Origin of the sequence: Nostoc sp. ChiQUE02 (genome assembly GCF_034531305.2) — a bacterium.
Classification (GTDB): domain Bacteria; phylum Cyanobacteriota; class Cyanobacteriia; order Cyanobacteriales; family Nostocaceae; genus Nostoc.
This window is the reverse complement of sequence record NZ_JAVRBN020000037.1, coordinates 18,962-45,249: the sequence shown is the minus strand read 5'-3', so window position 1 is coordinate 45,249 and position 26,288 is coordinate 18,962. Positions and strand designations below refer to the sequence as shown.

General features: G+C 43.3%; 24 protein-coding genes. 12 read left to right on the top strand and 12 right to left on the bottom strand.

What is annotated here, in order from left to right; genetic code table 11:
* Nucleotides 1–84: 84 nt before the first annotated feature.
* The 3 genes from cbiD to RM347_RS27655 all read left to right on the top strand — a co-directional run bounded on the left by cbiD (nucleotide 85) and on the right by RM347_RS27655 (nucleotide 4,040).
* Nucleotides 85–1,197, top strand: a complete 1,113-nt coding sequence (gene cbiD, locus RM347_RS27665) for a cobalt-precorrin-5B (C(1))-methyltransferase CbiD (protein WP_322719101.1) — start codon at nucleotides 85–87, stop codon at nucleotides 1,195–1,197.
* Between the two features lie 224 nt (nucleotides 1,198–1,421).
* Nucleotides 1,422–3,044, top strand: a complete 1,623-nt coding sequence (guaA, locus tag RM347_RS27660; protein ID WP_322719100.1) for a glutamine-hydrolyzing GMP synthase — start codon at nucleotides 1,422–1,424, stop codon at nucleotides 3,042–3,044.
* Between the two features lie 588 nt (nucleotides 3,045–3,632).
* Nucleotides 3,633–4,040, top strand: a complete 408-nt coding sequence (locus RM347_RS27655) for a response regulator (protein WP_322719124.1) — start codon at nucleotides 3,633–3,635, stop codon at nucleotides 4,038–4,040.
* Nucleotides 4,041–4,272: 232 nt separating this feature from the next.
* On the opposite strand, the gene RM347_RS27650 is transcribed toward RM347_RS27655, so the two are convergent.
* Nucleotides 4,273–5,178: a cation diffusion facilitator family transporter gene (locus tag RM347_RS27650; RefSeq protein ID WP_322719099.1), complete on the bottom strand. Its 906-nt coding sequence runs from the start codon at nucleotides 5,176–5,178 to the stop codon at nucleotides 4,273–4,275.
* Between the two features lie 445 nt (nucleotides 5,179–5,623).
* A complete protein-coding gene (locus RM347_RS27645) occupies nucleotides 5,624–6,232 on the bottom strand; it encodes a TetR/AcrR family transcriptional regulator (RefSeq protein WP_322719098.1) in 609 nt (202 codons plus the stop codon).
* A gap of 108 nt (nucleotides 6,233–6,340) precedes the next feature.
* Here RM347_RS27645 and RM347_RS27640 point away from each other — a divergent pair, with 108 nt between their 5' ends.
* Nucleotides 6,341–7,087 carry a 3-oxoacyl-ACP reductase family protein gene (locus RM347_RS27640; protein WP_322719097.1) on the top strand — a complete coding sequence of 249 codons (747 nt, stop codon included), beginning with the start codon at nucleotides 6,341–6,343 and terminating at the stop codon, nucleotides 7,085–7,087.
* Nucleotides 7,088–7,389: 302 nt separating this feature from the next.
* On the top strand, nucleotides 7,390–7,743 hold the full coding sequence (locus RM347_RS27635) for a hypothetical protein (protein ID WP_292702939.1): 354 nt from the start codon (nucleotides 7,390–7,392) through the stop codon (nucleotides 7,741–7,743).
* A 706-nt stretch (nucleotides 7,744–8,449) separates the two neighbouring features.
* Here RM347_RS27635 and RM347_RS27630 read toward each other — a convergent pair.
* The 3 genes from RM347_RS27630 to RM347_RS27620 all read right to left on the bottom strand — a co-directional run bounded on the left by RM347_RS27630 (nucleotide 8,450) and on the right by RM347_RS27620 (nucleotide 10,293).
* The gene (locus tag RM347_RS27630) at nucleotides 8,450–8,686 is read right to left on the bottom strand and encodes a DUF4327 family protein (RefSeq protein WP_069073690.1); all 237 of its coding nucleotides are present in this window, start codon (nucleotides 8,684–8,686) and stop codon (nucleotides 8,450–8,452) included.
* An 857-nt stretch (nucleotides 8,687–9,543) separates the two neighbouring features.
* Nucleotides 9,544–9,963, bottom strand: coding sequence for a 30S ribosome-binding factor RbfA (gene rbfA, locus RM347_RS27625; RefSeq protein WP_322719096.1), 420 nt, complete (start codon nucleotides 9,961–9,963; stop codon nucleotides 9,544–9,546).
* Between the two features lie 123 nt (nucleotides 9,964–10,086).
* Nucleotides 10,087–10,293, bottom strand: a complete 207-nt coding sequence (locus tag RM347_RS27620) for a DUF751 family protein (RefSeq protein ID WP_012407479.1) — start codon at nucleotides 10,291–10,293, stop codon at nucleotides 10,087–10,089.
* 165 nt (nucleotides 10,294–10,458) lie between these two features.
* On the opposite strand from RM347_RS27620, the gene RM347_RS27615 reads away from it, so the two are divergent.
* Entirely contained in the window at nucleotides 10,459–11,316 is an 858-nt protein-coding gene (locus tag RM347_RS27615) for a DNA adenine methylase (protein ID WP_322719095.1), read from the top strand.
* Here RM347_RS27615 and RM347_RS27610 read toward each other — a convergent pair.
* The 3 genes from RM347_RS27610 to RM347_RS27600 all read right to left on the bottom strand — a co-directional run bounded on the left by RM347_RS27610 (nucleotide 11,288) and on the right by RM347_RS27600 (nucleotide 14,354).
* Entirely contained in the window at nucleotides 11,288–11,764 is a 477-nt protein-coding gene (locus RM347_RS27610; protein ID WP_322719094.1) for a PD-(D/E)XK nuclease superfamily protein, read from the bottom strand. The two genes, RM347_RS27615 and RM347_RS27610, sit on opposite strands and share 29 nt — an antisense overlap.
* A 302-nt stretch (nucleotides 11,765–12,066) precedes the next feature.
* Nucleotides 12,067–13,287 (bottom strand): HetZ-related protein, encoded by a 1,221-nt coding sequence (locus RM347_RS27605; protein WP_322719093.1) that lies wholly within the window; start codon nucleotides 13,285–13,287, stop codon nucleotides 12,067–12,069.
* Nucleotides 13,288–13,694: 407 nt separating this feature from the next.
* Nucleotides 13,695–14,354: an L-threonylcarbamoyladenylate synthase gene (locus tag RM347_RS27600; protein WP_322719092.1), complete on the bottom strand. Its 660-nt coding sequence runs from the start codon at nucleotides 14,352–14,354 to the stop codon at nucleotides 13,695–13,697.
* A gap of 91 nt (nucleotides 14,355–14,445) precedes the next feature.
* On the opposite strand from RM347_RS27600, the gene larC reads away from it, so the two are divergent.
* On the top strand, nucleotides 14,446–15,720 hold the full coding sequence (larC, locus tag RM347_RS27595; protein ID WP_322719091.1) for a nickel pincer cofactor biosynthesis protein LarC: 1,275 nt from the start codon (nucleotides 14,446–14,448) through the stop codon (nucleotides 15,718–15,720).
* Nucleotides 15,721–15,902: 182 nt separating this feature from the next.
* On the opposite strand, the gene RM347_RS27590 is transcribed toward larC, so the two are convergent.
* Both RM347_RS27590 and RM347_RS27585 read right to left on the bottom strand, forming a co-directional pair.
* Nucleotides 15,903–17,507: an NAD(P)H-hydrate dehydratase gene (locus tag RM347_RS27590; protein ID WP_322719090.1), complete on the bottom strand. Its 1,605-nt coding sequence runs from the start codon at nucleotides 17,505–17,507 to the stop codon at nucleotides 15,903–15,905.
* 106 nt (nucleotides 17,508–17,613) lie between these two features.
* Entirely contained in the window at nucleotides 17,614–18,549 is a 936-nt protein-coding gene (locus RM347_RS27585; protein ID WP_322719089.1) for a hypothetical protein, read from the bottom strand.
* A 205-nt stretch (nucleotides 18,550–18,754) separates the two neighbouring features.
* Here RM347_RS27585 and RM347_RS27580 point away from each other — a divergent pair, with 205 nt between their 5' ends.
* Both RM347_RS27580 and mnmA read left to right on the top strand, forming a co-directional pair.
* Nucleotides 18,755–18,952 carry a hypothetical protein gene (locus RM347_RS27580; RefSeq protein ID WP_322719088.1) on the top strand — a complete coding sequence of 66 codons (198 nt, stop codon included), beginning with the start codon at nucleotides 18,755–18,757 and terminating at the stop codon, nucleotides 18,950–18,952.
* Between the two features lie 95 nt (nucleotides 18,953–19,047).
* Nucleotides 19,048–20,103 (top strand): tRNA 2-thiouridine(34) synthase MnmA, encoded by a 1,056-nt coding sequence (mnmA, locus tag RM347_RS27575; protein WP_322719087.1) that lies wholly within the window; start codon nucleotides 19,048–19,050, stop codon nucleotides 20,101–20,103.
* Nucleotides 20,104–20,308: 205 nt separating this feature from the next.
* On the opposite strand, the gene RM347_RS27570 is transcribed toward mnmA, so the two are convergent.
* Both RM347_RS27570 and RM347_RS27565 read right to left on the bottom strand, forming a co-directional pair.
* Nucleotides 20,309–20,578, bottom strand: a complete 270-nt coding sequence (locus tag RM347_RS27570; protein ID WP_322719086.1) for a type II toxin-antitoxin system ParD family antitoxin — start codon at nucleotides 20,576–20,578, stop codon at nucleotides 20,309–20,311.
* 124 nt (nucleotides 20,579–20,702) lie between these two features.
* Nucleotides 20,703–21,356: a Uma2 family endonuclease gene (locus tag RM347_RS27565; RefSeq protein WP_322719085.1), complete on the bottom strand. Its 654-nt coding sequence runs from the start codon at nucleotides 21,354–21,356 to the stop codon at nucleotides 20,703–20,705.
* Between the two features lie 199 nt (nucleotides 21,357–21,555).
* Between RM347_RS27565 and sat the strand changes: the two genes are divergently transcribed.
* The 3 genes from sat to RM347_RS27550 all read left to right on the top strand — a co-directional run bounded on the left by sat (nucleotide 21,556) and on the right by RM347_RS27550 (nucleotide 26,161).
* Nucleotides 21,556–22,734 carry a sulfate adenylyltransferase gene (sat, locus tag RM347_RS27560; protein WP_322719084.1) on the top strand — a complete coding sequence of 393 codons (1,179 nt, stop codon included), beginning with the start codon at nucleotides 21,556–21,558 and terminating at the stop codon, nucleotides 22,732–22,734.
* A gap of 99 nt (nucleotides 22,735–22,833) precedes the next feature.
* Entirely contained in the window at nucleotides 22,834–24,963 is a 2,130-nt protein-coding gene (locus RM347_RS27555) for a caspase family protein (RefSeq protein WP_322719083.1), read from the top strand.
* A 67-nt stretch (nucleotides 24,964–25,030) separates the two neighbouring features.
* Nucleotides 25,031–26,161 (top strand): tetratricopeptide repeat protein, encoded by a 1,131-nt coding sequence (locus tag RM347_RS27550; protein WP_322719082.1) that lies wholly within the window; start codon nucleotides 25,031–25,033, stop codon nucleotides 26,159–26,161.
* Nucleotides 26,162–26,288 lie beyond the last annotated feature (127 nt).

The window sequence follows — 26,288 nt, the reverse complement described above, 5'->3', positions numbered from 1 at the left end:
CTAAATTGCCCTCTGAAACTGTCTTCTCTACGAGAGGCTGCGCGAACAATTTTGAAGAATTATTTTGATTTTTGAATTTAAAAAATGTCCCGTTCTGGATACACTCTCCCGGTATTTGCGTGCGCTGCTGCTGTTGCAGCTTTACACTGGTTACGCGATCGCCAACCCCTAACTTTAGCATCTGTAGATCTGATTGAACCCGCTCAAATTGCAGAAATCCCAATTGAACAGGTAGCAGGACTATCTGAGAATACAGCTTTAGCGATCGCTCGCAGCGATCCTGGTGATAATCTCGATTTGACTAAAGATACACCGATTTGGGCGCTGGTGGAGTGGAGGGAAGCAGGGGAAGCAGTAATTATTAAAGGCGGGGAAGGAATTGGTAGGCAATTAAATGCTGACAACAAGCCTGCTATTTATGCCTACGCTCAAAGGCTGTTGCAAGAGAATCTGCAACGGATGCTAGCATCTGGGGAAAAAATCACGGTGACGATTATTCTACCTGAAGGGCGATCGCTTGCTGTTAGAACTTCAAATTCTGCTTTTGGTGTGGTTGAAGGACTTTCCCTTTTAGGCACTACTGGCATTTCTCAACCCTTAAGTACACCAGATCAGCTTGCAGTTTTTCGGGCTGAATTACAAAATAAAGCCAGTCGTTTTGAAAGTTTAGTATTCTGTATCGGAGAGAATGGCCTAGATTTGGCGCATAAACTAGGGATTAATCCTGAGCAATTGGTCAAAACTGCTAACTGGCTTGGCCCAATGTTAGTAGAAGCTGATGTGCTGGGCGTGAAAGAAATCTTATTATTTGGCTATCACGGCAAGCTGATGAAACTGGCTGGAGGGATTTTTCACACCCATCACTACTTGGCTGATGGACGCCGGGAAATTTTGGCAGCGCACTGTGCGATCGCTGGTTTAAAATCACCAGATATCCAAGCTGTGTTTAACAGTGCGACTGCGGAAGCTGCACTAACACACTTAAAATCCCTAGATACTGCAACTGGTAGTGATTGGGTAAATCAAGTTTACAGTGCGATCGCCGAAACCATTGATGTTCGTTCCCAAGAATACATTCAAAACCATAGCCAAAGGGGCACAGGAAGTACAGTCTGTGGCTCTATTCTCTTCGATCGCGATCGCAAAATTATTGTGAAGAGTAAAACTGCTGGTTTGTTGATGGGAAAATTATGTTAATTTATTATGAATAATCGTAAACAATCCAAATAAATAATCTTTTAAGTAACCACTCTAGGGTAAGTTTATCGTTTTAATACCATCTCCGACTCAGGGACTAGACAAACGCACATAAACTCGCGTTTGTAAAGGCTCTCTATACCATTATCAGCCTATCCAGGCTGAATAATAGCATCACCATAGACCACAAAGCATCTATCCTTAACAGACATAACTCTCCCGTCATGAATACAGCGGTGACTCTACCAACAGAACAAGCGCCCCAAACATTGGAAAATTTTGGGCGGCTTGATCGCCAATTGATTGTAATTCTGGACTTCGGCTCTCAATATTCTGAGTTGATTGCCCGTCGCATCCGCGAGACTCAAGTATACTCTGAAGTTTTGTCCTATCGCACTACTTCTGAACATTTGCGGCAACTCAATCCTAAGGGAATCATCCTTTCTGGTGGCCCAAGTTCGGTTTATGGTGATAACGCTCCCCATTGTGACCCAGAAATCTGGAATTTAGGAATACCCGTCTTGGGTGTTTGCTATGGGATGCAGCTGATGGTAAACCAACTTGGTGGTGAAGTAGCAAAGGCTGACCGAGGTGAATACGGCAAAGCATCATTATATATTGATGATCCCACAGATTTGCTCACGAATGTCGAAGATGGCACTACCATGTGGATGAGTCATGGAGACTCAGTTACCCAAATGCCGACAGGGTTTGAATTGCTGGCACATACAGAAAATACTCCCTGTGCTGCGATCGCCGACCACGAAAAGAAACTTTACGGCGTTCAGTTCCATCCAGAGGTAGTGCATTCTGTTGGCGGTTTAGCATTAATCCGTAATTTTGTCTATCACATCTGCGATTGCGAACCAACTTGGACAACAGCGGCTTTTGTCGAAGAGGCAATTCGAGAAATTCGTGCCAGAGTTGGTGAAAAGCGGGTGCTATTGGCGCTGTCTGGTGGAGTGGATTCTTCTACTTTGGCCTTCTTGCTGTATCAAGCGATTGGTGAGCAACTGACTTGCGTGTTTATCGATCAAGGCTTTATGCGAAAGTATGAGCCAGAGCGATTGGTAAAGCTATTCCAAGAACAGTTTCACATTCCTGTAGAGTATGTTAATGCTCGCGATCGCTTTTTAGCTGCGATCGCTGATATCACAGATCCTGAAGAAAAACGTCGCCGTATCGGACACGAATTTATCAGTGTATTTGAGGAAACATCCAAGCGCCTCGGTCACTTTGACTATCTAGCTCAAGGGACTCTTTATCCAGATGTCATCGAATCTGCTGATACCAACGTTGATCCCCAAACTGGTGAGCGAGTAGCGGTGAAAATTAAGAGTCATCACAATGTCGGCGGTTTGCCCAAAGACCTAAGATTTAAATTGGTGGAACCACTGCGGAAATTATTTAAAGATGAAGTCCGCAAAGTTGGGCGTTCCATTGGTTTACCAGAAGAAATTGTCCAACGACAACCTTTTCCTGGGCCTGGTTTGGCAATTCGCATCCTGGGGGAAGTCACATCTGAGCGGTTAAACATTTTGCGTGATGCCGATTTGATTGTGCGGCAAGAAATTAACCAACGCGGCATGTATCATGATTTCTGGCAAGCATTTGCTGTATTGTTGCCAATTCGTAGTGTTGGCGTTATGGGGGATAAACGTACTTACGCTTACCCCATTGTTTTGCGGATTGTGACTAGTGAAGATGGCATGACTGCTGATTGGGCGAGAGTGCCTTACGATGTTTTGGAAGTGATTTCCACTCGGATTGTGAATGAGGTAAAAGGGGTGAATCGGGTAGTTTATGACATCACCTCTAAGCCGCCTGGAACCATTGAATGGGAGTAATCAAGTTTTGAATTCGCTTAACTAAGAAGCTCATCACTCTTTGCTATAGTTCAGATCCCTTGCAGTAGTTTAGATTCACATACAGCAGTTTGCAAGTTAATGAGGTAAACTTTTTCAACTCAAGAGCCAGGTATAAAGCCGATTTTACTTCTGACTCTTGCTGTATTTCAAAATGGCAATGCCGACCTGACTCGTTTTAAGCCTCGGCATTGTCTATTTTTTTGTCTTTCGGTTTACTAAGAGCAATAATGCTGCAAAATCCTGTATTTGCTAAATTTTAAAAGCCTTTATCAAAATCCAAATCTGTTAGTAATAAAGCAGTCAGTAATTAGTAAGATTATTCTTGAACTCCAACTATTCGTTAAAGCTAATTTTTTAAATGTAAAGCAATTTAAACACTAACATAATTTTATCCAGTCAATTATAAATGCCAGCGAATAATTAACCATCAATTAGATGGTAGCTGGACAAATTGAGTTATTGTCTAGGAAAATAGACACGATCGCAGTAAAATTACCAATGGTGTGGTTACAGAGAAAAAAAACGAGCAGCTCATTAGAAATAACTTTCATTGTTAATGGAGATGTCATGGAAACTCCTCTCCTCCTTGCTGGCTTAAACATCCTCGTAGTTGATGATGATGAAGATAGCCGCTTTTATATTACTACCGTGTTGGAAGCTGATGGAGCCACTGTTATGGCAGTTGCATCGGCAGCGGTAGCATTGAAAGTACTACCTGAGTTGCAACCAGATATCTTGATTTGTGATATTGCTATGCCTGGTGAAGATGGCTACACCCTCATCCGCAAGATCCGGGCGCTAAAGCCTGATGATATTTGTGGAAAACTTCCCGCTATCGCCTTAACTGCATACGGCGATAGCGAGTATCGTAGCCGTGCCCTGGAAGCGGGCTTTCAGACTCATGTGCCTAAACCAGTTGATCCAGGAGAACTAGTTGCGATCGTCGCAAATTTAGTTGCTTCTTATAAGAGTTAACACAAAGATGCAGTCATTTTTCGGTCGTTATTTGTTATTTCCCTCATCTTTTCTCATGTTCCTCATCATATTTTTTAAACCAAGAAATCAAGATTCTATAACATCATTTTTGGTGAAGTGTTGGTTTGTGAAAAAAGTGTTGGTAATAACAAGTTTTTAAGAATAAAACTGGTTCATACTCTAAAAGGCGCTGCTTTACATTTGAACAAAGCGTGATTTGGACTTGCTGAGACTATTTAGCTCCAGTTTCAAAGCTAATTTGCTCAGATTTATATGCTGGTGGTTCGACGTGAATTAAAATCCTTACTGGACGGAACCGTTCTTCTAATCGGCTTTCTACTTCTTCGGTGATGTGGTGGGCGGTTTCTACATCTGATGCATCCACTATTAAATGCATTTCAATAAATACCTGTCGACCAAGAACACCGCGAGAGGCAATATCATGACAATTAATTACACCTGGAACAGAAGTAGCGATCGCATGTATTGCTTCTGGTGCGATCGCCATTTGATCCACAAGCCAAGGTAAATTCTCTTTTAAAACTGACCAGCCGCTCCAAAATACCAACAAGGCGACAGGAAAAGATAACACCAAATCCATCCATTGATAACCAAGCCAAACTCCTATCAAGCCGCCAATTACAGAGATTGTCACCCAAATATCGCTCATGGTATGTGTAGCATCAGCTATGAGAATTGAGCTACCTACCCGCCTACCCACACTGCGTTCGTAAAACGCCACAAAAATATTCACGCCCAGCACAATTAGTAATAGCCACAACTCAGGTGGTGAGATTCTCACAGGTTCACCACCACCTTTGAGAATTCGCTCGATTGCTCCTTGCAGAATTTCAAAACAGGCTATTCCTAAAAATGAGGCAATTCCTAAAGCTCCTACTGCTTCAAACTTGCTGTGTCCGTAGGGATGCTCGCGATCGGGTTGTGGAGAAGAAAATTTACTCGCGATTAATCCTAAAACGTTATTGGCACTATCTGTCACACTATGCAAGGCATCAGCTAGCAAACTCAAAGAACCTGTCCAGTAACCTACAAGTGCTTTCAATCCCATTACAAACAGATTGAGCAGTAAGGTAATAATTAAAACTTTTCGCACTTCGGCGCGGTTATCGTAAGTCATAGATAATTTATCACATCAAGTTCTATGACTTCTAATGTAGAACTCAAAATACAAATAAACACAAATAAAGTGTATCAAAGTCTTACACAGTAAGAATTAAGTATCTCTTTAGTCTCTATATTTTATGCCTATTTATTGAGATTATTTTTAATTAACAACAGCTACAAGCTTCATAGGTACTAGTAATAGCTTTACAAATAGCAGCATATTTTTAGCATTAATTATAGGAATATTTTAATTAATTTTGTTATTTATATATCCAGTCAGGTCGTACCAAATTGTATTCAAAGACATTATGACGACCCTCAGTGGTCTATACTTACTCCGCATAACTGACGAGCTTAATGAGTTTTATTTACTAGCTTATAAGGATGAGGAAGCCCGCGTTTATTCAGAAAATGGTCAAGATTTGAGGATGTCAATGGGACACCAAATAGGTGTCGTTCTACTCCGGCCACGCTTGCAATGCTGTCTCCACAACCCGCAGTAGTTCCGTTCGGGTGGCTCCGGTCGCCGCTAGGACTGACATTCCACAATTTAGCGTCACGACAAAGCGGGCCAGAGCGGCTGGGTCGGAATCCGCCGGCAAGTCTCCCTCCAAAATCGCCTGCTCAAAACGCTTACGCAGAGCGGCTTCGCCTGATGCTCGGCGTGCAGACAATTCCTGGTGGATTGGATCGGCCGGATCTCCAGATGAAAGCGTGCCATGAACCCAGAGACATCCCGGTGGATTGTGCGGATCGGTTCCCAGGTCAACGACCCCGTGCATCATCCGCTCGGCGACCTGGCGCGCAGTCGGCTCTTTGAGAGCCTCACGAAGATAGGCTGACGGCCCGTCGGCATAGCGATCGAGCACTTTGCGGAACAGAGATTCCTTGTTGCCAAAGGCGGCGTAGAGGCTAGGGCGATTGATACCCATAGCCTCGGTCAGATCCGAGAGGGACGTACCCAGATAACCCTTGCGCCAGAACACATACATTGCACGATTGAGCGCGTCATCGGTATCGAACTCGCGGGGCCGGCCCATCGCCACAGTGGTTTTTTCCTGTTTCATACTCATCAGTATAATAGTTTCTTGACAGGCTTACCCTCATGCCTTATATCTATACCATGCGATACAAAATTGTCTTGTAACAATAAACTCTAACGACAAAAGAATACTATGAGCACCAAAAAACTCACAGGTAAGGTGGCATTGGTCACTGGTGGCTCACGCGGACTGGGAGCAGCGATCGCCAAACGTCTCGCGCATGATGGTGCAACTGTCGCCCTTACCTACACTAGCTCGCCGCAAAAAGCCGACGAGGTGGTGCTCGCCATCGAAGCGGCAGGCGGCCAAGGCTTGGCTATACGGGCCGATAGTGCCAATGTCGAAGCGGTGAAAAATGCTGTCGCCGAGACTGTGAAAGCCTTTGGTCGCCTCGACATCCTCGTGAACAACGCGGGGGTTGCCGCTTTGGCCCCAATCGACCAGTTCTCACTGGATGATTTTGACCGACTGATCGCGGTGAATGTCAAGGGCGTCTTTGTCGCAACTCAGGAGGCTGTCCGCTATATGGGTGAGGGCGGACGGATCATCATGATCGGCAGCGTCAATAGCGACATCATGCCTTTTGCTGGCGGCTCCGTCTACGCTTTGACCAAGGGTGCAATCGCCAGTTTTACGCGTGGTCTAGCCCGCGATCTCGGCCCTCGTGGCATCACGGTGAACAATATCCAACCCGGGCCGGTGGACACCGACATGAACCCGGCGGAAGGTCCCTTTGCCGACAACATGAGAAGCATGATCGCCCTCCAGCGCTACGGCCAAAGCGAAGAAGTCGCCGGCATGGTTTCCTATCTCGCCAGTGCAGAAGCCGGTTTTGTCACCGGTGCGAGCCTGAAGATTGATGGCGGCTTCGCAGCCTGATTCAAAGGACACAGCAAAACCAACATAAATGACCGCAAAATTTGGAAAGAATTTTGTGGCGGAATTTTCTCCTGGAAAACTTTTGTACCAGTCGTTGCGTGAGACCCGTTCAAAACTGCAAAGCTTAGAAGACAAGTTTCTTTGCGCGACTTGGCTACCTGTAATTTTTTAGAACCCAGCAGAAGATACTTCTACCAAGTGCTAGTGGTTTTTGAAGAAGACACGGGAAACTATTAAAGTGGGATTCAGACCCTTCCTTCGGGTAATATTACTACTTATCAAGAAGTTTTAATAAAAAACGTATGTCTTCAATTCCTCTAACATTAAACCTAATTGAAGGTTCTGTCTCCTTTAGTTTTTCACCCCAAGCAGCACGAGAATTAAAGACAGCGACGGATCAACTGATGGAGCGCTTGAAGGCTGTCGCCGCTAAACCCACTCCTGGCGGTGGTAAAGTCACTCCCCAGCCTCCCCTGGAATATCGTTATACGGGTGAAGTATTTTTAGAAATTTTTTGTAATCCTAATATCTGGCCAACGCCCTTCGCAGCCAAAGTTTTGCTGACTGTCCGCAACGTCAACATCCGCTTGACTACTGAAGCAGAACTTACTCGCATCATTGAAGACATTAATCAGTATTTAGAGCAAGTAGGATAATAATTCAAATGATTTTTCTGTGCTTTTCAAGATTTTTCAGAAAAAATACTATACAAATTTTGGATTTTGCGAAAGTTAAGCAAGTTCCTTGCGGAGGTTCCTGACGCTGTGCGTAGCTTGCTTCTCCGTAGGGGTAAGCTATCTGTTGTCGCAACTGGTCTAGGTTCGCCTGACTTAGCAAACTTTTCAAGACGGATTTTGGCTTTGAACAGCAATTCATCGCATCGCTTAGTTGTAGGAAGCGATGCGATGAATTGCGAGTCAAAAGTGGAGTTCCTACACTTCTAATATGGTTCGGTTAAGATCCCCCCGCCTGCGGCGAACCCCTTAAAAAGGGGGTAGAAGAGGGTTAAAAGCCCCCCTTTTGAAGGGGGTTGGGGGATCTTCAAAAGATTAAAACGTTAACCGAACCGTATTACCTACACTTCTATCGGATTAATGTAGGAAGGTCACAGAATCTACATACTAGACTCAAGCTGTAGCACGAGATATGCAGAACAAATGGTTCTGATGCCTACTTTAACTTGAAAAGTTGTATGAATTCAGACTCTAATGCTTCTGTGTTAATGAAAAACGCAAGATTCTGTATGGGGCAATGCTCATCAAAAACCAGAGATTATCCCCCAGATTGGGCATCGAATCGTTGATGATGACATCCACACATCAAAAATAAACCCTTAATCTCAAACCCGAAATCAAACATTGATTAGTCGTTGTCCCACTGTTCACGACCAATTAGGTCGCCAATGCGATCGCGTAACAAAAAGTCACATTTCTCTAATTCACATTCAACGCAAACCCACTCTCTCGCTGGAATATATTGGCAAAGGGTATATATTGGCTGTTGTCGGCTAATCATTCCCTTTTGCACCAGTCGGCGTGCTTCGTCTTGAATCACATCGAGAGAGTAGTAATTGATAGAAGGCACCGTATTCACACTCATGGTTTTTACTCACAAATTAACACTTACGATAGTGTTCCCGTTAATAATTAGGAACAAACATTACAGAAATTAGACTTGTGGCTAGGATTTTGTAGTTTGCTATACGGAACTATTTTTATTTTGACGCTACATTTCCTGAAATTATCTCAAGAAATGTTAAGAAAGTCAACGAATCCTGACATTTATCGAAAATCCGCTTTACAAAAAAAATTCCGAGTAGTTAACTTAACCTGCTTATGTAGCTGTATGACTTTGATGCCACAAGTCTGAAAGTCTTGCCATTACTGTTTTTAAGCAAGATTTGGTGGGTAGAAAGAATTTACATTGCGTAGGCGTAGCCCGCCGCAGGCATCGTTTACATACCAAATAATCACCTTAAAGCCGGATTTAGAACTGCTGGTATCTATCTAAGGGTAAACAACATAAGAATATTTGTCAGATACTAGGGTATAAACTGTTGCAAAACATAACGGCTAAAGTACACTAATAAGGCTTTTATCCTAGCATCTGTTAACAATTTCTTAAGTAAAACCGTAATTATTTAGTTAAATTAAGCACTAGTATTACACAGTTTTCTTTTGAAAAACATCTGTAGAAGGGTGGAGTAATCCTAATTCCTAATTTAGGACACACATAAAAATGCTTGAGACAAGCAGCATTTATGCGTCTGCACAAAAGCCTTTTGCAGTAGAGTAAAAATGAAAGCCAAGACAAGCAGAAAGCCTATACATGCAACTACCGACCCCTGAAGTAGGTTATGGTCACATTAAAACAGACGCGATCTAGTCACGTCTGTAAACTGTTTGGCGGATTTGCTGAGATTAATTGTTCTGAAGTTACATTGTTGTTTTAGTTACTTATTCGGAGAATTCTTCTTCATCTTGATCGGTACTGTCTTCTACTGATATCAAATTTTCTGGTGGACGCTCATGGTTAAGTTGGCTTAGTAGTGCCAGTACCTTATTACCGCGTTCTATGGAGCGATCTTCGAGAAATATCACCTCTGGTGTACGACGTAGCCGCACCCGCGCCCCAAGTTCGCTGCGGACATAACCTGTGGCCGACTTTAAGCCTGCCATTGTTTCTGCCTTAGCTTCATCTGTACCATAGATGCTGACATAGATTTTGGCGTGTTGGAGATCGCCGGAAACATCAACATCAGTAACACTGACCATTCCAGTACCCACACGATCATCCTTAATGCCGTTGAGCAGCATTTGGCTAACTTCCCGTTTGATCAGTTCAGCAACGCGGGAAACCCGACGATTTGTAGCCATAAAAATTTCGCCTCATCACAGAGGTTGTACGACAAAAATAGATGCAAATAGGGTAGACAGTACTTAGCGGGAGCAACGCCAAGAGCAACCGTCTGTGGGGCACAGCCCCGATATAGCGCTAGTCTAGATTGCACTCAAGCCCAGCATTGCCCGTAGAGTGAAAGTAAGGAAGACTAGGCTGCTCACAAATAAACCCAAGAGGGCGATCAAGGTGACTGGGCGCTTCAACAGTGGCACTAATGGCGCAAAGGTGTTCAGAAACAGTCCTAAGACGATAGTAATTAAGTACCGGGGGTAGCGAAAGACGTTATCCCAAAATCCGTCAAACATCTGAATGTAAACTGCCTTGTTATATACTTACGTTTGTTTTGATATGCTTTATCTACTCAATTGTAATCTATGTGGCTAGAAAATTAGCCAGTTAATATAAAATATGGTTCGTCGGTTATATTGGCTTTATTTAGTCACGATTATTTTCAGTTAAATCGGAAGTAAATGGTAATTCAAATCCCCAAGGAAACTAGCCCACGTCCATTTTTGAAGTGGGCAGGGGGTAAAAGTAGGTTGATACAGCAATATATTCCTTATTTTCCCAAGAGTTATAAAAATTACTATGAGCCATTTTTAGGTGGTGGTGCTGTTTTTTTCTATCTCCAACCAACCGCAGCAATTTTAACTGATATTAACGCCGAATTAATTAATGCTTATGGTTGCGTTAGAGACAATGTTGAAGAATTAATTTCTATATTGAAAGAGCATAAAAATCGACATAATAAAGATTATTACTATAGTGTCAGAAATAACTCTGTTGGTAGTGATATAGAAAAAGCTGCTCGTCTAATTTATCTTAATAAGACCTGTTTCAATGGTCTTTATCGAGTCAACTCACAGGGCAAATTTAATGTGCCCTTAGGCAGATATGATAATCCCAATATTTGTCATGAAGATTTACTCAGAGTCGCCTCCATAGCGCTTTCTCATGCAAAAATTCAACAAGCAGATTTTACAGAAGTCCTAAACTATGCTACGAGCAGTGATGACTTTGTATTTTTTGATCCGCCCTACCATCCTATCAGTGACACTAGTTATTTCACCGCTTATAGTCAAAATTGTTTTACTAAAAAAGACCAAGAAGTTTTGAGAGATACTTGTGCAGAGTTAGCAAGTCGTGGTGTCAAAGTTATGGTATGTAATTCTGATAGTGAATTTATTCAAAAAATTTATACTGATATTAATTTTGAAACCTACAAAATCAAAGCAGCCCGATCAATTAACTCAAACATAAAAAATAGAGGTAGAATTTACGAATTACTAATTACATCTTTTAAAGATTTTTATTTGCCCAAGCAATGAATCTGTCTAAACTATAGACCGCTAATAAATTATGGTTATCGTTAACTCTTGCTTTCAGCCATTTGCTTGCACCTTCTCGCATACCTTCACCGCCTAAAATTACAATAGTTGGTGCAGGGTAATAATTCTGGATGTTCATATTCAAGTAAGGAAATTTTTCATCAACCGAACCGGGGCTTTCTTGCCATTTGCACTCGAAAATTAAACCAGATGGCATTGTTGGTAAGCCAACAACATAAAAATCAACCTTCAGATCGGTATGATAAATTCCAGTTCCAATATAAACTTCTTTTCCATAACGCTTTGGCAATAAAGCAGCATTTAGTATAAATTCTTTTGGGACATAGTTCCCGACTTGGAAATAATTATGCCCATTCAAGATTGCTTCTACATTTCCTTCTAAAATATTCCCAGACTTATTTGCCCTTCCGCCTTGAGTCAGAGCCATCCTCAATCCCTCTGCCAAAAGTCTTGCTTATTATAGGATTTCACAGAAGCAGTAATTAATGGTCAGTTGCTTAATATGAATTTTTGATTTTGACTAAACAAGGTTGGATTAATAGGTAATAAATCCGAAAAACTTGGTACTTTTGTACTAAATAAATACAAATGTATTAATAATTTGGCTCAGGAACAAGTTACTAATTCAGAGAAGTATGAAAGGAATGGAATTTCCTTTTCTCTTTGCCCCTTAACCTCTCTAATAACTGGAAATTAGCTTGGATAAATTTTAGTTATTTCACCTTAGCTTCAACCCGTCTGGGCTTCAGTATGACCGTTGCGGATAGACCATGCTAATTCTAAAAGTTGAGTCCAGCGCTTTTGTAGCTGTTTGGGGGTGCATTTGATGGTTTTGGCGATCGCTTGGTCGTTTTGTCGAGCAGTTTTTAACTGTAATATTTGCTGTTGCTGTTCTGTGAGTTGATTCACAAAAATTTCCCACTGCTGGGAAGATAAACCCAACTTTTGCTCTAAACCCGCACCTAACCATTGATGTACCAATTGCCAGTGGTGTTGCTTGGCAAACTTTTCCACATGGTATTTAAACCGCTGTTGGAGATAATCGCGCTGACGGCTGGTTAAACCGAGAATTTGGTCAATTTCTGGGGCTGAGAGGTCTTGAAGTTTCAAGCTGAGGTAGTTCATACAATCAGATTGACCTTGAGACTCCAAATATTTCATCAATTCAGTGATGACGCGATCGCGTTCTGACTCTTCGGATGGATCGAAATTAGTTTGGGCAATCATCTGCGATCGCAGCTGTTGCACCGCCGAGTTACGCTGGTAAGATTCTGCTTCTTCACCCTTAGCAGACTCTACGGCCATTTCGATATCCACGGTCGTTTCTTGGGGTTGACGACGAGCAAAACCTTGGGCCCGTAAGATAATCAATTGCTGATTTGCACCACCAGGTAAATTGATCCGGCGTTTGGCATACTGTTCTGTAAAGGCCATATATTCAGCTAATTGCAGCTGAGTACGCGGCGTGTGATCGTTAGGTAGTTCGTTTTCTCTGCGGAAAGCTTTGATAGCTTCGATATAAAATGCTTGTAAAAAATCTTCAATCAGGCTGTAACGAGCCTCAAAACCCAACTCAGAGCCGGATATAGTTACATGACGGTAAACCATAGCACCCAAATTGCTATGTAATTCCACCCGCCCTTGTTTTGAACCTAGTTGGTAGTAACGTAAGCACTTGTGCATCCGATGCCTTCCCAACGTAATCTGCCAGGATTTGATTTCCCCAGATGTTTGGATACGGGAGCTTTTATCGCAAATGCGTTCTACTTCTACGGCTATGCGCTTTGCTAAAGCTTCTACGCACTTGGGTGTTGCTTTCACTTGCCCTTGCATTTCCTCACGCAGCAATTCAATCAAGGTATCAGTGCTGCTATCTGAAAATTCTTCAGTCGAAACGTGGTTCTCAAAAATGGGTGTAGAGTTTGGTAGATTAACAACGTTAGCTTTCATGACTTTTCCAGGTAGTAGTATTGCACCGTAATTACAACGCAGACACAGCAATCAAGACAGGCCTTGGCTTGTGAATCTTTGGGCATTCATCCATCAAGACTTGCCGCATATAATGCTCACATCTAAAGCTCATATATAAAACTGTAGGAAATACGAAAGAGTTACGGTTATAGCAATGTGTCGGTTTTTTCACAAGCCACCAAATTGACGCTGGGACATAAGTACCCGCCATTTTCTCAAAGTTGTCAAATCCCTTGCTGTACCAACTGTTGCCACCATCCTGCTATATCCAGTGCTTCACCGAACAGCCCGTCGTAGACATCGCCTCTAAATATGACAATTTCAAAACTGGAGTCGTTTTTATCACAATTTCCGAAACAAAGAGGTGCGCCTGTGAAGTTTAATTCTTATACCCATGCTGCTGCTGCTTCCCAACCTAAACCCCTCCGTATAATTACTGCTTCGTCTCCGGTCATATCCAAGATGGTAGATACTTCATAAGTAGGTTCCTCGCCAGTATCTACAATTATGTCTACCAACTTGTCTAAACGGTCAAATAGTTCTACCCGCGACTGAACAGTTTCTGGATCTATCCGAATCATGCCATCATCTGCTTCATCTGGTGGTAGATGTGCTGAAGTTGAAATAATTGGATTGCCCAACGCTGCTAGCAACTCCAAACACACAGTATGGTTTGGTACTCTAATTCCAGTAGTTTTCCGCTTGGGGCTTTGCACCAATCGCGGTACTAACTTAGTAGCTGGGAGCAAAAACGTGTATGAACCCGGAATCAGGCGTTTCATAATCCGATAGGCTGTGTCACTTACGAAGGCATAAGTTGCCACATTTGAAAGCGAGGGACATAAAAATGTCAGTGGTTTATCATTTGCTAGCTGTTTAATTTGCCGCACTCTTTCTACCGCCGACTTGGCATTCAAATCACAACCGATCGCATAGACTGTATCAGTAGGGTAAAGCATGACTGCGCCACTAGAAAGCGCCGACTTTATTTCCTCTATTCGGCGAATTTGAGGATTATCCGGATGAACTGAGAAAATTTTTGCCATAACACAGGGAGTGGGGAATGGGGAATGGGGGCAGGGGAGGCAGAGGGAGCAGGGGAAGAATTTCTAACTCTTGACTAATGACTAATTTATTATGAATAAAATTGCTTATCTTCAATGTCCGACAGGAATTTCTGGTGATATGTGCCTGGGTGCTTTGGTCAGTTTAGGTGTTCCTGTGGAGTATTTAATTGAAAAACTTAATGGGTTGGGAATTGAACAGGAATATCAGTTAAGAGCAGAACTTGTCCAACGGAATGGTCAGCAGGCGACTAAAGTCCATGTGGATTTAGTACACGATGATCATCATCATCACGAACACAGTCACCAACACACACGCCACCTGCCAGAAATAGAGCGGATGATTCTCAAAGCGGGGTTGCCATCACAGGCAGAAGCTTGGAGTTTAGCAGTATTCCGACAGTTAGCAGTCGCGGAAGGAGCAGTGCATGGCATTTCCCCTGAAAAAGTTCATTTTCATGAAGTGGGTGCTATAGATGCGATCGTAGATATTGTGGGTACTTGCCTAGGGTTAGATTGGTTGGGGATTGAGAGCAATGAGGAAGGATTGCCCTTACTTTACTGCTCGGCGTTCCCGACTGGTGGCGGCACTGTTCGGGCTGCACATGGTCAGATGGCAGTACCAGTACCAGCGGTATTAAAGCTGTGGGAAATGCGAGGTTGTCCAGTTTATAGCAATGGGATTGATAGAGAACTGGTGACGCCAACAGGAGCTGCGATCGCTACTACTTTGGCAAGAGACTTTGGTTCACCACCTGCGATCGCTATCAAGCAGATAGGATTGGGAGCAGGAACCATAAATTTACCCATTCCCAATATTTTACGCCTCTGGTTGGGCGAAAGCGCAATTTTACAGTCCAATTTCAGCGATTTTGAAGATACTAGCTCAAATTTAGAAACCATCTCGGTACTAGAAACCCAAATTGATGATTTAAATCCACAAGCGATCGGCTATGTGTTTGAGGCGTTGTTTGCTGCTGGTGCGGTGGATGTTTTTACCCAAGCGATCGGGATGAAAAAGTCCCGTCCAGGGATTTTGCTGACTGTGATTTGTCATCCAGAAAATTTGCTCAGTTGTGAAGCGGTTTTATTTAGCGAAACCACTACTTTGGGCATTCGGAGAACAACTCAGCAACGCACCATTTTACAACGGGAAATTCAACAAGTGGAAATTGAATATGGCAAAGTGCGTGTCAAAGTAGCATGGAAAGGACAATCACCAGAAAAAGTTATTGCTAATGTGCAGCCAGAATATGAAGATTGTGCAGAATTAGCTCGAAAACATAATATTCCCTGGCGCGAAATTCAACGGCTGGCGCTACAGCGTTGGTATTTAGTCAATCCTTAATAGTCATTGTCAGCCACACAAATCCCTTTACATTTAATACCGTTCGTAAGGGTGCGCTGACAATGAGAACATAAAACTTTTTCGTTTTCTGTTTCTTGATTTATCTTTAAACTTGTGTTTGCCGTAGGAAAGTCTTTTTGAGTCTGGAGTTTTACAGTCATAAAAAGGGAGGAGGGAATCAACTAACTTAGAACTTTCATCATATATTGTGTCAATGTAAATGCATCTACACCCAATTCGCTACGCTCTTGGGCTGCTAAGATACCCGCCTGCGAATGCCACCAAGCGGCAGTTGCCACAATATCTTCTACGGGAATCTGCTTGGTTGCCGCTTGTGCCAACAATCCACCCAGTAACCCAGTTAACACGTCGCCGCTACCGCCACGCGCCAAGGCGGGTGTGCTTTCAGGAACAATCCAAACGCCACCTTGAGGGTTTGCGATCGCAGTTCTCGCCCCTTTCAACAACACTACTGCCCCACTTTGCACCGCTGCTTCCTGTACTGCTTTCACCCTGTCATGTTTGGCATCGGGGACATCAGGAAACAGTCGCTGGAATTCGCCAGTGTGGGGTGTGAGTACGGTTACTGCTTGGCGTTTTTTTAATGTGGCGATCGCTCCCATTTGTGCCAGGATATTTAAACCATCGGCATCGAGAATTAGCGGGCGATCGCTGTTGATTACTTCTTGCACAATAGGAGTCGCATCTCGTGTTAAACCGGGGCCACAAGCGATCGCATTAAAGGAACTCAGATCGGTGTTTTCTGGTAATTGCAATTGAGCGATCGCTCCGGTTTCCGTCTCTGGACAACCGACAATTAGCGCTTCTGGCAAGTGTGACACTAAAAGAGATTTCAGTGATTCGGGTACGGCAATCGAAAGCATTCCCACACCACTAGCCCGCGCACCCAAACCAGTTAAAATTGCTCCACCTGCATAGCGCCGCGAACCGCAAATCAGCAGTAAATGTCCTTCCTTATATTTGTGGGTGACTGGTGGACGGGGTAGGGGTAAAGTAGCAAGCGCTGTTGCTGGTGTAATCCGTTTAATCCTGGGTGTATCTTTGAGAACAGCTTCTACATCAGCGAAAGGAATATCAAAATCGATTAACTCAGCTTTACCGAGATATTCCAGCGCCTGATCTTGGAAGAAAGCTAGTTTCCATAAACCTAAACAAAATGTGTGAGTGGCGCGAATAGCAGTTCCCAATACTTCGCCTGTATCGGTGTGTAAACCTGAAGGTAAATCTATACTATAAATCGGCACAGACAATTCATTTAGCTGATTAATTGCAGAGGCGATGGGATCAGTCAGGTTTCTTTCTAAACCAAGCCCAAACAAGCCATCAATCAACAAATCTGAATCTGGCAATTGCTCAATTGTTTGATAAATTGGAATGCCCAAACTCTGGGCATATTGCAAGTGCTGCAAAGTTAATTCTTTGAGCTTAGAGAAAGGAGAATAAATCCAAATCTCATACCCGCGAAAGTGTAATTCACGGGCTACTACTAAAGCATCGCCACCATTATGACCGGGGCCGACCAGAATTCCGACACGAGATCCCCCCGCCTGTGGCGACCCCCTTTTAAAGGGGGTGTTTGAAGGAATATAGTCAGCCTTTTGAAGGGGAGTTGAGAGAATTTCTGGAATGCGACAGGCAATTAATCCCGCCACCTTTTCCATCAAAGCGACTACAGGCATTCCGGCTGCAAAGATCCGCTTTTCAATATCGCGCATCTGCCCAGCAGTTACTACCACTTGCGAAATTTGTTCTTGCCTATTTTGCATCAGTCCTGTTAGCGATAGCGGGGCGTTTAGCCCGTGCTGAATATGAATTTATTTTACTCTCCACTCCCTAGTGCAGACGCGATTAATCGCGTCTCTACCCACTTATTCACTTCCCGTAGTAAACCCTGGCATTACCGTATCCTGTATTTCGCAGATATTTATTCCACTCCTCAGCTTGGAATCGATCAGAGAAAGGCCCTACTGCTACGTGTGGCCCTCGTGGTTGCGTTCTTTCGAGGACTCCGCCAGATCGTCCTAAATCTTGGCTAAATCGAGCTAAATTCTGCCTAATTTGTGCTGCGATCGCAGATAATTGTTCGGAAGTAGTCGGAATGGCGACATAATATCTAGAGACTGGCCTATTAGCATTTATAGTACTGCGATCGCCTACAAAGCCTCTATTGCCTGCCTCTATTTCCTGTCCGTTAGCGAAGCTGATAATCCGGGCGCTATATATGCCTCGTGACTGTAGCTCACTTACCCGTTGTTGGGCGTTAGATACTCTGTTAAAAACTCCTGACTGAATTACATTCCGGCCTTGGTACTGGCGAATGTAAGCACTGGGTTCAATCTGACGTATTGCTTGTAGCGTCTGGAAATCACTACCATCTACGTAAACTAAGTAGCGCTCAAAGTTCTGGTTATATTGACTAAACTGTGCAGGTTGAGAGGGCTGAAAATTCTGCTCAAATTGATTGTTTTGTAATGGTTGAGAGGGCTGAAAATTCTGCTCAAATTGATTGTTTTGTAGTGGTTGAGAGGGCTGAAAATCCTGCTCAAATTGATTGTTTTGTACTGGTTGTAACTGCGGTGATGGCTGTTGACCAAAAGGAATTGGCGGTGGCGGTAAAGTTTCATCGGCTTCTTGAGCCAGTAGCACGTTACTATTTTGGATTTGTGCTTGTGCTGGGGTAGAGTCGGGAATCAGTACTAACCATCCTCCCACTAACAAGGAGAGAAGTCTGATAGTGGGCTTCCAACCCTGAGAACTTCGGCGCAGCATCTGAAATGGGATAAATTTACTTGGTATTTCTCTCGACATAGTAGTTAGAAAGTAGTCAAAGTATTTCTAGGCAATTTCCATCAGGAACTAATTAGCTTACCGTTGTAGCAACTATATAGCGTTAACGTAAAATTAGCTCATCTGCGTGGCAAAAAATACATCTGTAATTAATCTTAGATAAGGGTGATGGGGAAGTGAATAGTGATGTCTACGATGGTCACTGACTTGTACTGAGCGACTTGCCTTGATTTGTTCCGAGCATCTCGACTTACTTCGACTAAGCTCAGTACAAGTCGCTCGATGGAGCCGGAGCCGAGGTAGCGAAGTCAAAAGGAGTCGAAGTAGCTTTGCCGTACCACTTGCCTACGGCACGCTACGCGAACGTGGAAGCAAGCTACGCGCAGCGTCTCGTAGAGAAGTGCGGGCTATTCGGCGTCGCTGATTCAGTGACTTTAAAACTGAAGTGCTTTGGCAGTAAGGCTTTGAAGAGTGTGTGCTACAATTGGACAACCACGCAGCTATCGTGTCGTGCTTTGTATGAAAAAAGTCGTCGTTGGTCTTTCTGGTGGCGTTGACAGTTCCACCGCCGCAGCTATCCTGCACCATCAGGGCTATGAAGTGATTGGTTTGACTCTTTGGCTAATGAAAGGCAAAGGTCAATGTTGCTCTGAAGGTATGATCGACGCGGCTGATCTCTGTGAACAATTGGGCGTTCCCCATCAGGTTGTGGATATTCGGGATGTCTTTCAAACACATATTGTTGATTACCTGGTGACTGGTTACAGTGCTGGAATCACACCTTTGCCTTGCTCCCAGTGCAATAAAACGGTGAAGTTTGGGCCAATGGTGCAGTATGCCCGTGAAGAATTGGGATGCGATCGCATTGCCACTGGTCATTATGCCCGCATTAGCTATGACGAAGCAACTGGACGTTACCAATTATTAAGGGCTATTGACCGCAACAAAGACCAGTCATACTTTCTCTATGATTTGTCTCAAGATTTACTTGCAGCAACGATATTTCCTCTGGGCGAATTAGAAAAAACTGACACGCGCCGCATCGCTACTGAATACGGACTGAAAACTGCTGATAAACCAGAAAGTCAAGACTTATGCTTAGTGGAAAGTAACGGTTCCATGCGGGCATTTTTGGATAAATATTTAGCTCCCAAAACAGGCGATATTGTAGATGTCACAGGCAAAATTTTGGGACAGCATGATGGTGTCCATCACTACACCATTGGCCAGCGCAAAGGATTAGGGATTGCGGCTGCCGAACCATTGTATGTGATTGAATTAGATGCGGAAAATAATAAAGTAGTAGTAGGCGATCGCACTAAGGTAACTCAGCCAGAATGCACAGTAAATCGGGTAAACTGGGTTTCCATTGCCGAACCATCCACCCCAATTCATGCCGAAGTGCAAATTCGCTATCGTTCAACGCCTACACCAGTAACGGTGATTCCGTTGGAAAACTCTCGTGTGCGTTTGGTGTTTGATGAACCCCAAATCAGCATCACCCCCGGACAAGCGGCGGTGTGGTACGACGGGGAAAAAGTGTTAGGTGGCGGAATTATTGAACAGTTTAGTTAGCGAGCTGCACTGTTAAAGTTGAAAAACTCTCAACCAACCTAGTCTCTCTATGAAACTAGGTTTATGCATTTTTGCATAGTATTAAAGTTACATTACATACTGTCAAAGCTTAAGTAAAAAATTACTTTTGTAAATGGCTGCTTAAAACTCCTCTAAAGCCTGTACGGTTCTCGGATGACTTGCGGTCGTTTGCTGACGTCGCTCATTAACCTTGGTTTGACGCTTTATGCTTGGCGATTCTTTGGCGCACAGCTTGGCGGATGTCTTCCCAATCGTCAGGAGTCATCTCAGTTGCATTCCCAGAATTTAGACCTTCTAAAAGCATCGCTTCCAAACGTTCAGCCGCTTGACGCTTTTGGTCTTGGCGCACTAACTCACGGAAATATTCACTGACACTGCTGTAACCACCAGTTGCCACTTTCTCTTCTATATAAGTCCGCATCGCATCAGGGAGAGATATATTTATACTTTTCACTGGCACTACTTCCCTAATTTTTTCTTCATAATATTATTTTATGGCAATTTATGCCATTGATTGCCATACTAGGCTCAATCAGCAAAAGCGATACCTGCGATGGGCTGGAGCTACGTACTTTCTATCAAAAACTACTTCTCTCTAATGTTCCTTCAAACTCTTTCAAAGCTTGTACAGTTCCTACTTGCCAAGCTCGTTCAAGTGTAGCGGCAATAATTTGAGTTAGAGGGATATTTGGAAAATTAGGACTGTTATCAGATTCGATGTAATGTCCATCCCTGAGTAAATAAATCCTCAGCTTTTTACTATCGTAAATCCATAGTTCTGGAACTGCGATCGCTTCGTAAGCATCAAGAGTTGTTTTTGATGTTACATCTGTTTCAATTGCCAAATCAGGAGGCGGATCGTTTGGTTCTAGTTTGCGACGACCAATCATTCTTTGGTAATTCTGGATGTAGAAGCAAGCATCTGGTTCTACCCCTGCTATATTTTCCCGCTTAAAGGTGGTTGAACCGAAGGGTTCATAACTTTTTCCGGCGATCTTCAGCAAGATTTTTACAATATCCGAAATTAAGTCCTTTGATTTTTCGTGTTCGGGTAGAGGAACCATTATTTCTAACGTAGACTTGCTGTAAGCAACTCGTAGCGATCGCTTTTCCCCCAGTTCTTGCAAAATAGACTCAAATTCCTCCCAACTCATATCCTGGATATTCACTGTACTACCAGGCGCTAGCCGCATTTGGCTAACAGGTTTAACAACGGGGGATACAGCAGTCATAAGCATTTTCCTTATAAAGGAACTATTCTGAAACTTGAGGCTGGATTAGCTTTAGCGTAACCTAATCAAATCGCTTAGAGGCTAATTGCAACAATTTTCCTCCATTCCCCAAACTCTTTTTTTACCAGTACCAGCATTTTGATAAGTTAGTACATACATAATCTGAAACAATAGCAGTTAATACAAAGAGGGGATTACATTGAGTCACAATCCAGATGCCATAGCCCCCCACGGTGGACAGTTGGTTAACCGTATCGCCACATCAGAACAAAGAGCAGAGTTTCTCTCAAAAGCTGACTTTTTGCCACGAGTGCAACTAGACGATCGCGCCGTTTCTGATGTAGAAATGATTGCGATCGGGGCTTTTAGTCCACTGACGGGTTTTATGAACCAGGAAGACTACGATCGCACTGTTACAGAAATGCGGTTAGCTAACGGTCTGGTGTGGTCAATCCCAATTACACTATCAGTCAGCGAAGAAGTAGCTTCCCCGTTGCAAGAAGGCGGCTTAATCCGTCTGGATAACTCCAGAGGTGAATTTATCGGAGTTTTGCAACTCACGCAAAAATATCACTACGACAAAACCCGCGAAGCAAGAAATGTCTATCGCACTGATGATGCCAAGCATCCAGGCGTTCAGGTACTCTATAACCAAGGTACTGTACATCTGGCGGGTGATATTTGGCTGTTGCAGCGTGAACCTCATCCCCAGTTTCCCACTTACCAAATTGATCCAGCTGCCTCACGGCAAATGTTTAAAGACAAGGGTTGGAAAACAATCGTTGGCTTTCAAACTCGCAACCCCATCCACCGCGCCCATGAATATATTCAAAAGTGCGCTTTAGAAACTGTTGATGGTCTATTTTTGCACCCATTAGTCGGGGCGACAAAAGAAGATGATATTGCCGCTGACGTGCGGATGCGTTGCTATGAAATTTTGCTGGAACACTACTACCCCTTAGAACGGGTAACTTTGGCAATTAATCCAGCGGCAATGCGCTATGCTGGGCCTCGTGAGGCAATATTCCATGCTTTAGTCCGCAAAAACTATGGCTGTACTCACTTTATTGTCGGACGAGATCATGCTGGCGTCGGTGACTATTATGGGACTTACGATGCTCAGTATATTTTTGATGAATTTGCGCTAAGTGAATTGGGCATTGTGCCGATGAAATTTGAACACGCTTTCTACTGCACGCGCACTAAGCAGATGGCAACATCTAAAACTAGTCCCAGCAAGCTAGAAGAACGCATTCATCTATCAGGGACAAAAGTCCGAGAAATGCTGCGGCGCGGTGAGTTACCTCCACCAGAATTTTCCCGTCCTGAGGTGGCGGCAGAGTTGGCGCGGGCAATGCGGATACAAGTACCAGCTTAGGGTAGATAGTTAATAGATAAACAGTATCGACTGTAACTTTACATTACAGAGTTCAGCCCTGTAAGCTGCTAAGTGATAGCTGAGGGCTGATAGCTAATTATGGAACGGCGCACGTTTTTACATAGAATTGGCTCAATACTCGCGGTATTGGGGGTAACTGAAGCTGAGTGGTTGACTTTAGGAAATCGCTATTATCAGGCTTTGGCACAACCCAGTCCGCGCAAATTGGCATTGTTAATAGGTATTAACCAATACCCACAAATTCCAGCCCTCAGTGGTTGTCTGACAGATGTGGAACTTCAAAGAGAACTTTTGATTCACCGCTTTGGTTTCCAAGGGTCAGATATTTTAACTTTAACTGAGGAACAAGCTAGCAGGGAATTCATTGAGGCGGCTTTTTTGGATCACCTTGGCAAGCAAGCTAAACCTGGTGATGTGGTGGTCTTCCACTTTAGCGGTTATGGCAGCCGTGTCAAATTGGAAACATCGCCAGATACAATGCAAAATGCTCTGGTGCCAGCTAGTGTGACTCAAAGCTCACAAGATGAGAAAATAGTCAACTATATATTAGAAGAAACTCTACTACTATTATTGCGATCGCTCTCCACAGACCGAGTAACAGCAGTATTGGATACTAGCTATTATGCTCCTAGCACAGTAATAGGATTAAAAACTCGCGCCCTTCAGGAGTCGGCAGCAAAGCTAGCAACAGAAGAACTCGACTTTCTCAAACAACTCAAAACTCAAAAGGTATCCAGCACACCGATTGTCTTAGCAGCTACCTCAAATCCAAAGCAGCCGGCGAGAGAAGGACTTTTTTCTGGTTTTAGTGCCGGGTTATTTACCTACTCCTTGACGCAGTATTTGTGGGAATTCACCCCAGCCACCACAATTCAAGTTGCCTTTTCTCATGTGGAAAATTCTCTATCCAAATTGGGTAGTAAACAGCAACCAGCGTTATTAACTAGTAAGAAAAATCAAGATGTAACGTCTCTAGTGCCAGACAGTATTATTGGTGCAGAAGGCGCGGTAACAGCTATTGAAGAAGACGGTAAAACAGTCCATCTGTGGTTGGCAGGATTACCTCCACAAGTGCTGCTATACTACGGAGTGAATTCTCGATTGACTCTCGCAACAACAGAGCAATTAGTATTGCGATCGCGGACTGGGTTAACAGCAAAAGCGCAAATTTCCAAAATTGAAGGTGCAAATCCCCTCCAAGGCGGTCAACTCGTCCAAGAAGTAGTCCGGGTTTTACCCAAGAATATTAATTTAACAATAGCTTTGGATACTGGATTGGAAAGAATTGAGCGGGTAGACGCCACAAGCGCCTTTGCTGGATTTTCCCATGTGTCCACCGTAGTAGCAGGAGAAAAACCAGCTGATTATTTATTTGCCAAACTACAGGAAATTCCCAGTCGTTATGGTCTATTTTCTCTTGGTGGCGAGGTAATTCTCAATACCACTGGAGAAGTAGGAGAAGCAGTGAAATTAACAGTGCAAAGGTTAGCACCTAAATTATCAACTCTGCTTGCAGCCAAGTTATGGCGACTTACAGAAAATGAAGGTTCTTCCCGCTTGGCTCTCAAGGCAACTTTAGAAATAATTAGTGGTATATCACCACAGATGGTGATGCAGCGCGAAACAATAAGAACTTTCAAACCTGAAACTTCGATTAAAAAATCAGTACAGACGCGATTAATCGCGTCTCTCCCCACTCCGATTGTGCCTATCGGTAGTCGAATGCAATATCGAGTCGAAAACCAGAGCGATCGCCCAGTATATTTAATCTTGCTGGGATTAAACAATAATCATACAGCAATTGCCTTCTACCCTTGGGAAACCCCCCAAGAACCAAACACTGCGGACACCAAGCCCATCCTTAAAGAAGTTGTCATCGCCCCAGGTGAAACCCTCACCCTACCCCAAACTAATGGTGCTTCCGAATGGGTGATTTCAGGGCCAGCTTCTGAGTGCGAACAACAACTGATTTTTAGTACTGCCCCCTTTAGCGATACTCTTGCCGCTTTGAGCACTGCGAAGTATTCCACAGCCGAACAACGGGCGATTGACCCATTGTTGAATCCCTTAGACGTTGCACAAGCCTTGCTACAAGACCTACATAACACCAGCATTCTCAAAACGGAGATGAACGGCACAGCAGCCGACTCGTATATCTTGGATGTGAATAATTGGGCAAGTCTTAGCTTTAGTTTTCAAGTAGTGTAAACATGGAATCCAGGAAGTTAGTTGTGTATGTAACTATAGACTCTGTGTTAACACGTAATAAAGTTTCATGAAAATCAATAATCAGGTAGGGTTAGTGTTGTCACTCGTCTTACTCTCTGCCAGTATTGCTACCGCTCAACCAAAGCCAACTGATTCAGAAAAGCAGCCTCAGTCCAATCCGACAATTTCAATTCAACAGCAAGAAGAACTGGGAAAACTACAGCAAGAGAAAGAGATACGCGATCGCGTCCAATCTGAAGTAGACCGCGCTTTTGGTCACAGCACAACCCTAATCAACATTTTGCTAATTGTATTGACTTTTTTACCAATCTTAGCGGCGGCCGGTGTTTGGCTGCTGCGTCGTAGTGTAGTTAGTGAATTAGTAACTGAAACAAAGCAACAATTAGAGACAGAAGTAAAAACACAACTAGAAAAAGAAGTAGCGGCAGAAGTAAAAAAACAAACAGAAGATTTTAAGCAAGAGCTAGAAATATTAAAATCTGACTTTTTAGGGCAATTATCCCAATTAAATAATCTATTTTTAGATGCTCAAAACCAAAAAGAGCAAATTCTTCAACAGCTTTCCGGATTAACACCTTCACCTTCATTAACACAAGATTACGTTCATCCAGAAATTCAGCAAAAAATCCAAGAATTAACAACACAACTAGAAATTTTAAAGGCTGGAAATACTCATTTGTTTTTTACTGCTAATGATTACCTTAAACAAGGAGATGCTTTATTTTTTGAACATCGATATGAGGATGCATTAGCCTGCTATGAACAAGTTATTCAGAGAGAGCCTAATTCTTTCATTGCTTGGGTCAATCACGGCTGGGCACTGAGAAGATTGGGGCGCTATCCAAAAGCATTATTATCTTATCAACAAGCAATTGCTATCCAATCAGATAACTATATAGCTTGGTTTGGGTGTGGTAATTCACTTAGAAAATTGCAACGATTTGATGAGGCGATTGTTTCTTATGATAGAGCTTTAGAACTTCAGCCTGAATTTCATTGGGCTTGGTGTCATAAAGCCCGTTGTCATGCATTAAAAAATGATTGCGATTTAGCTATTGAAAGTTTGACACAGGCGATTAAGTTAAGAGGGGATCAACATCGAGATTTGGCAAAAACTAATACTGACTTTGATCTAATTCGAGCAGATGAACGGTTCAAGAGAATACTTATCAGTTAGATTTTTGCAGCCTGTAATCTCTCTGTTTCTTTATAAGAGAAGGCAGGAGGTAGAAACTCTTTATATCCTTTATATCTGATTTTGAGTCCTGCATTTTGCACCTCACTTAAAAAGCAAACTGCTGTAA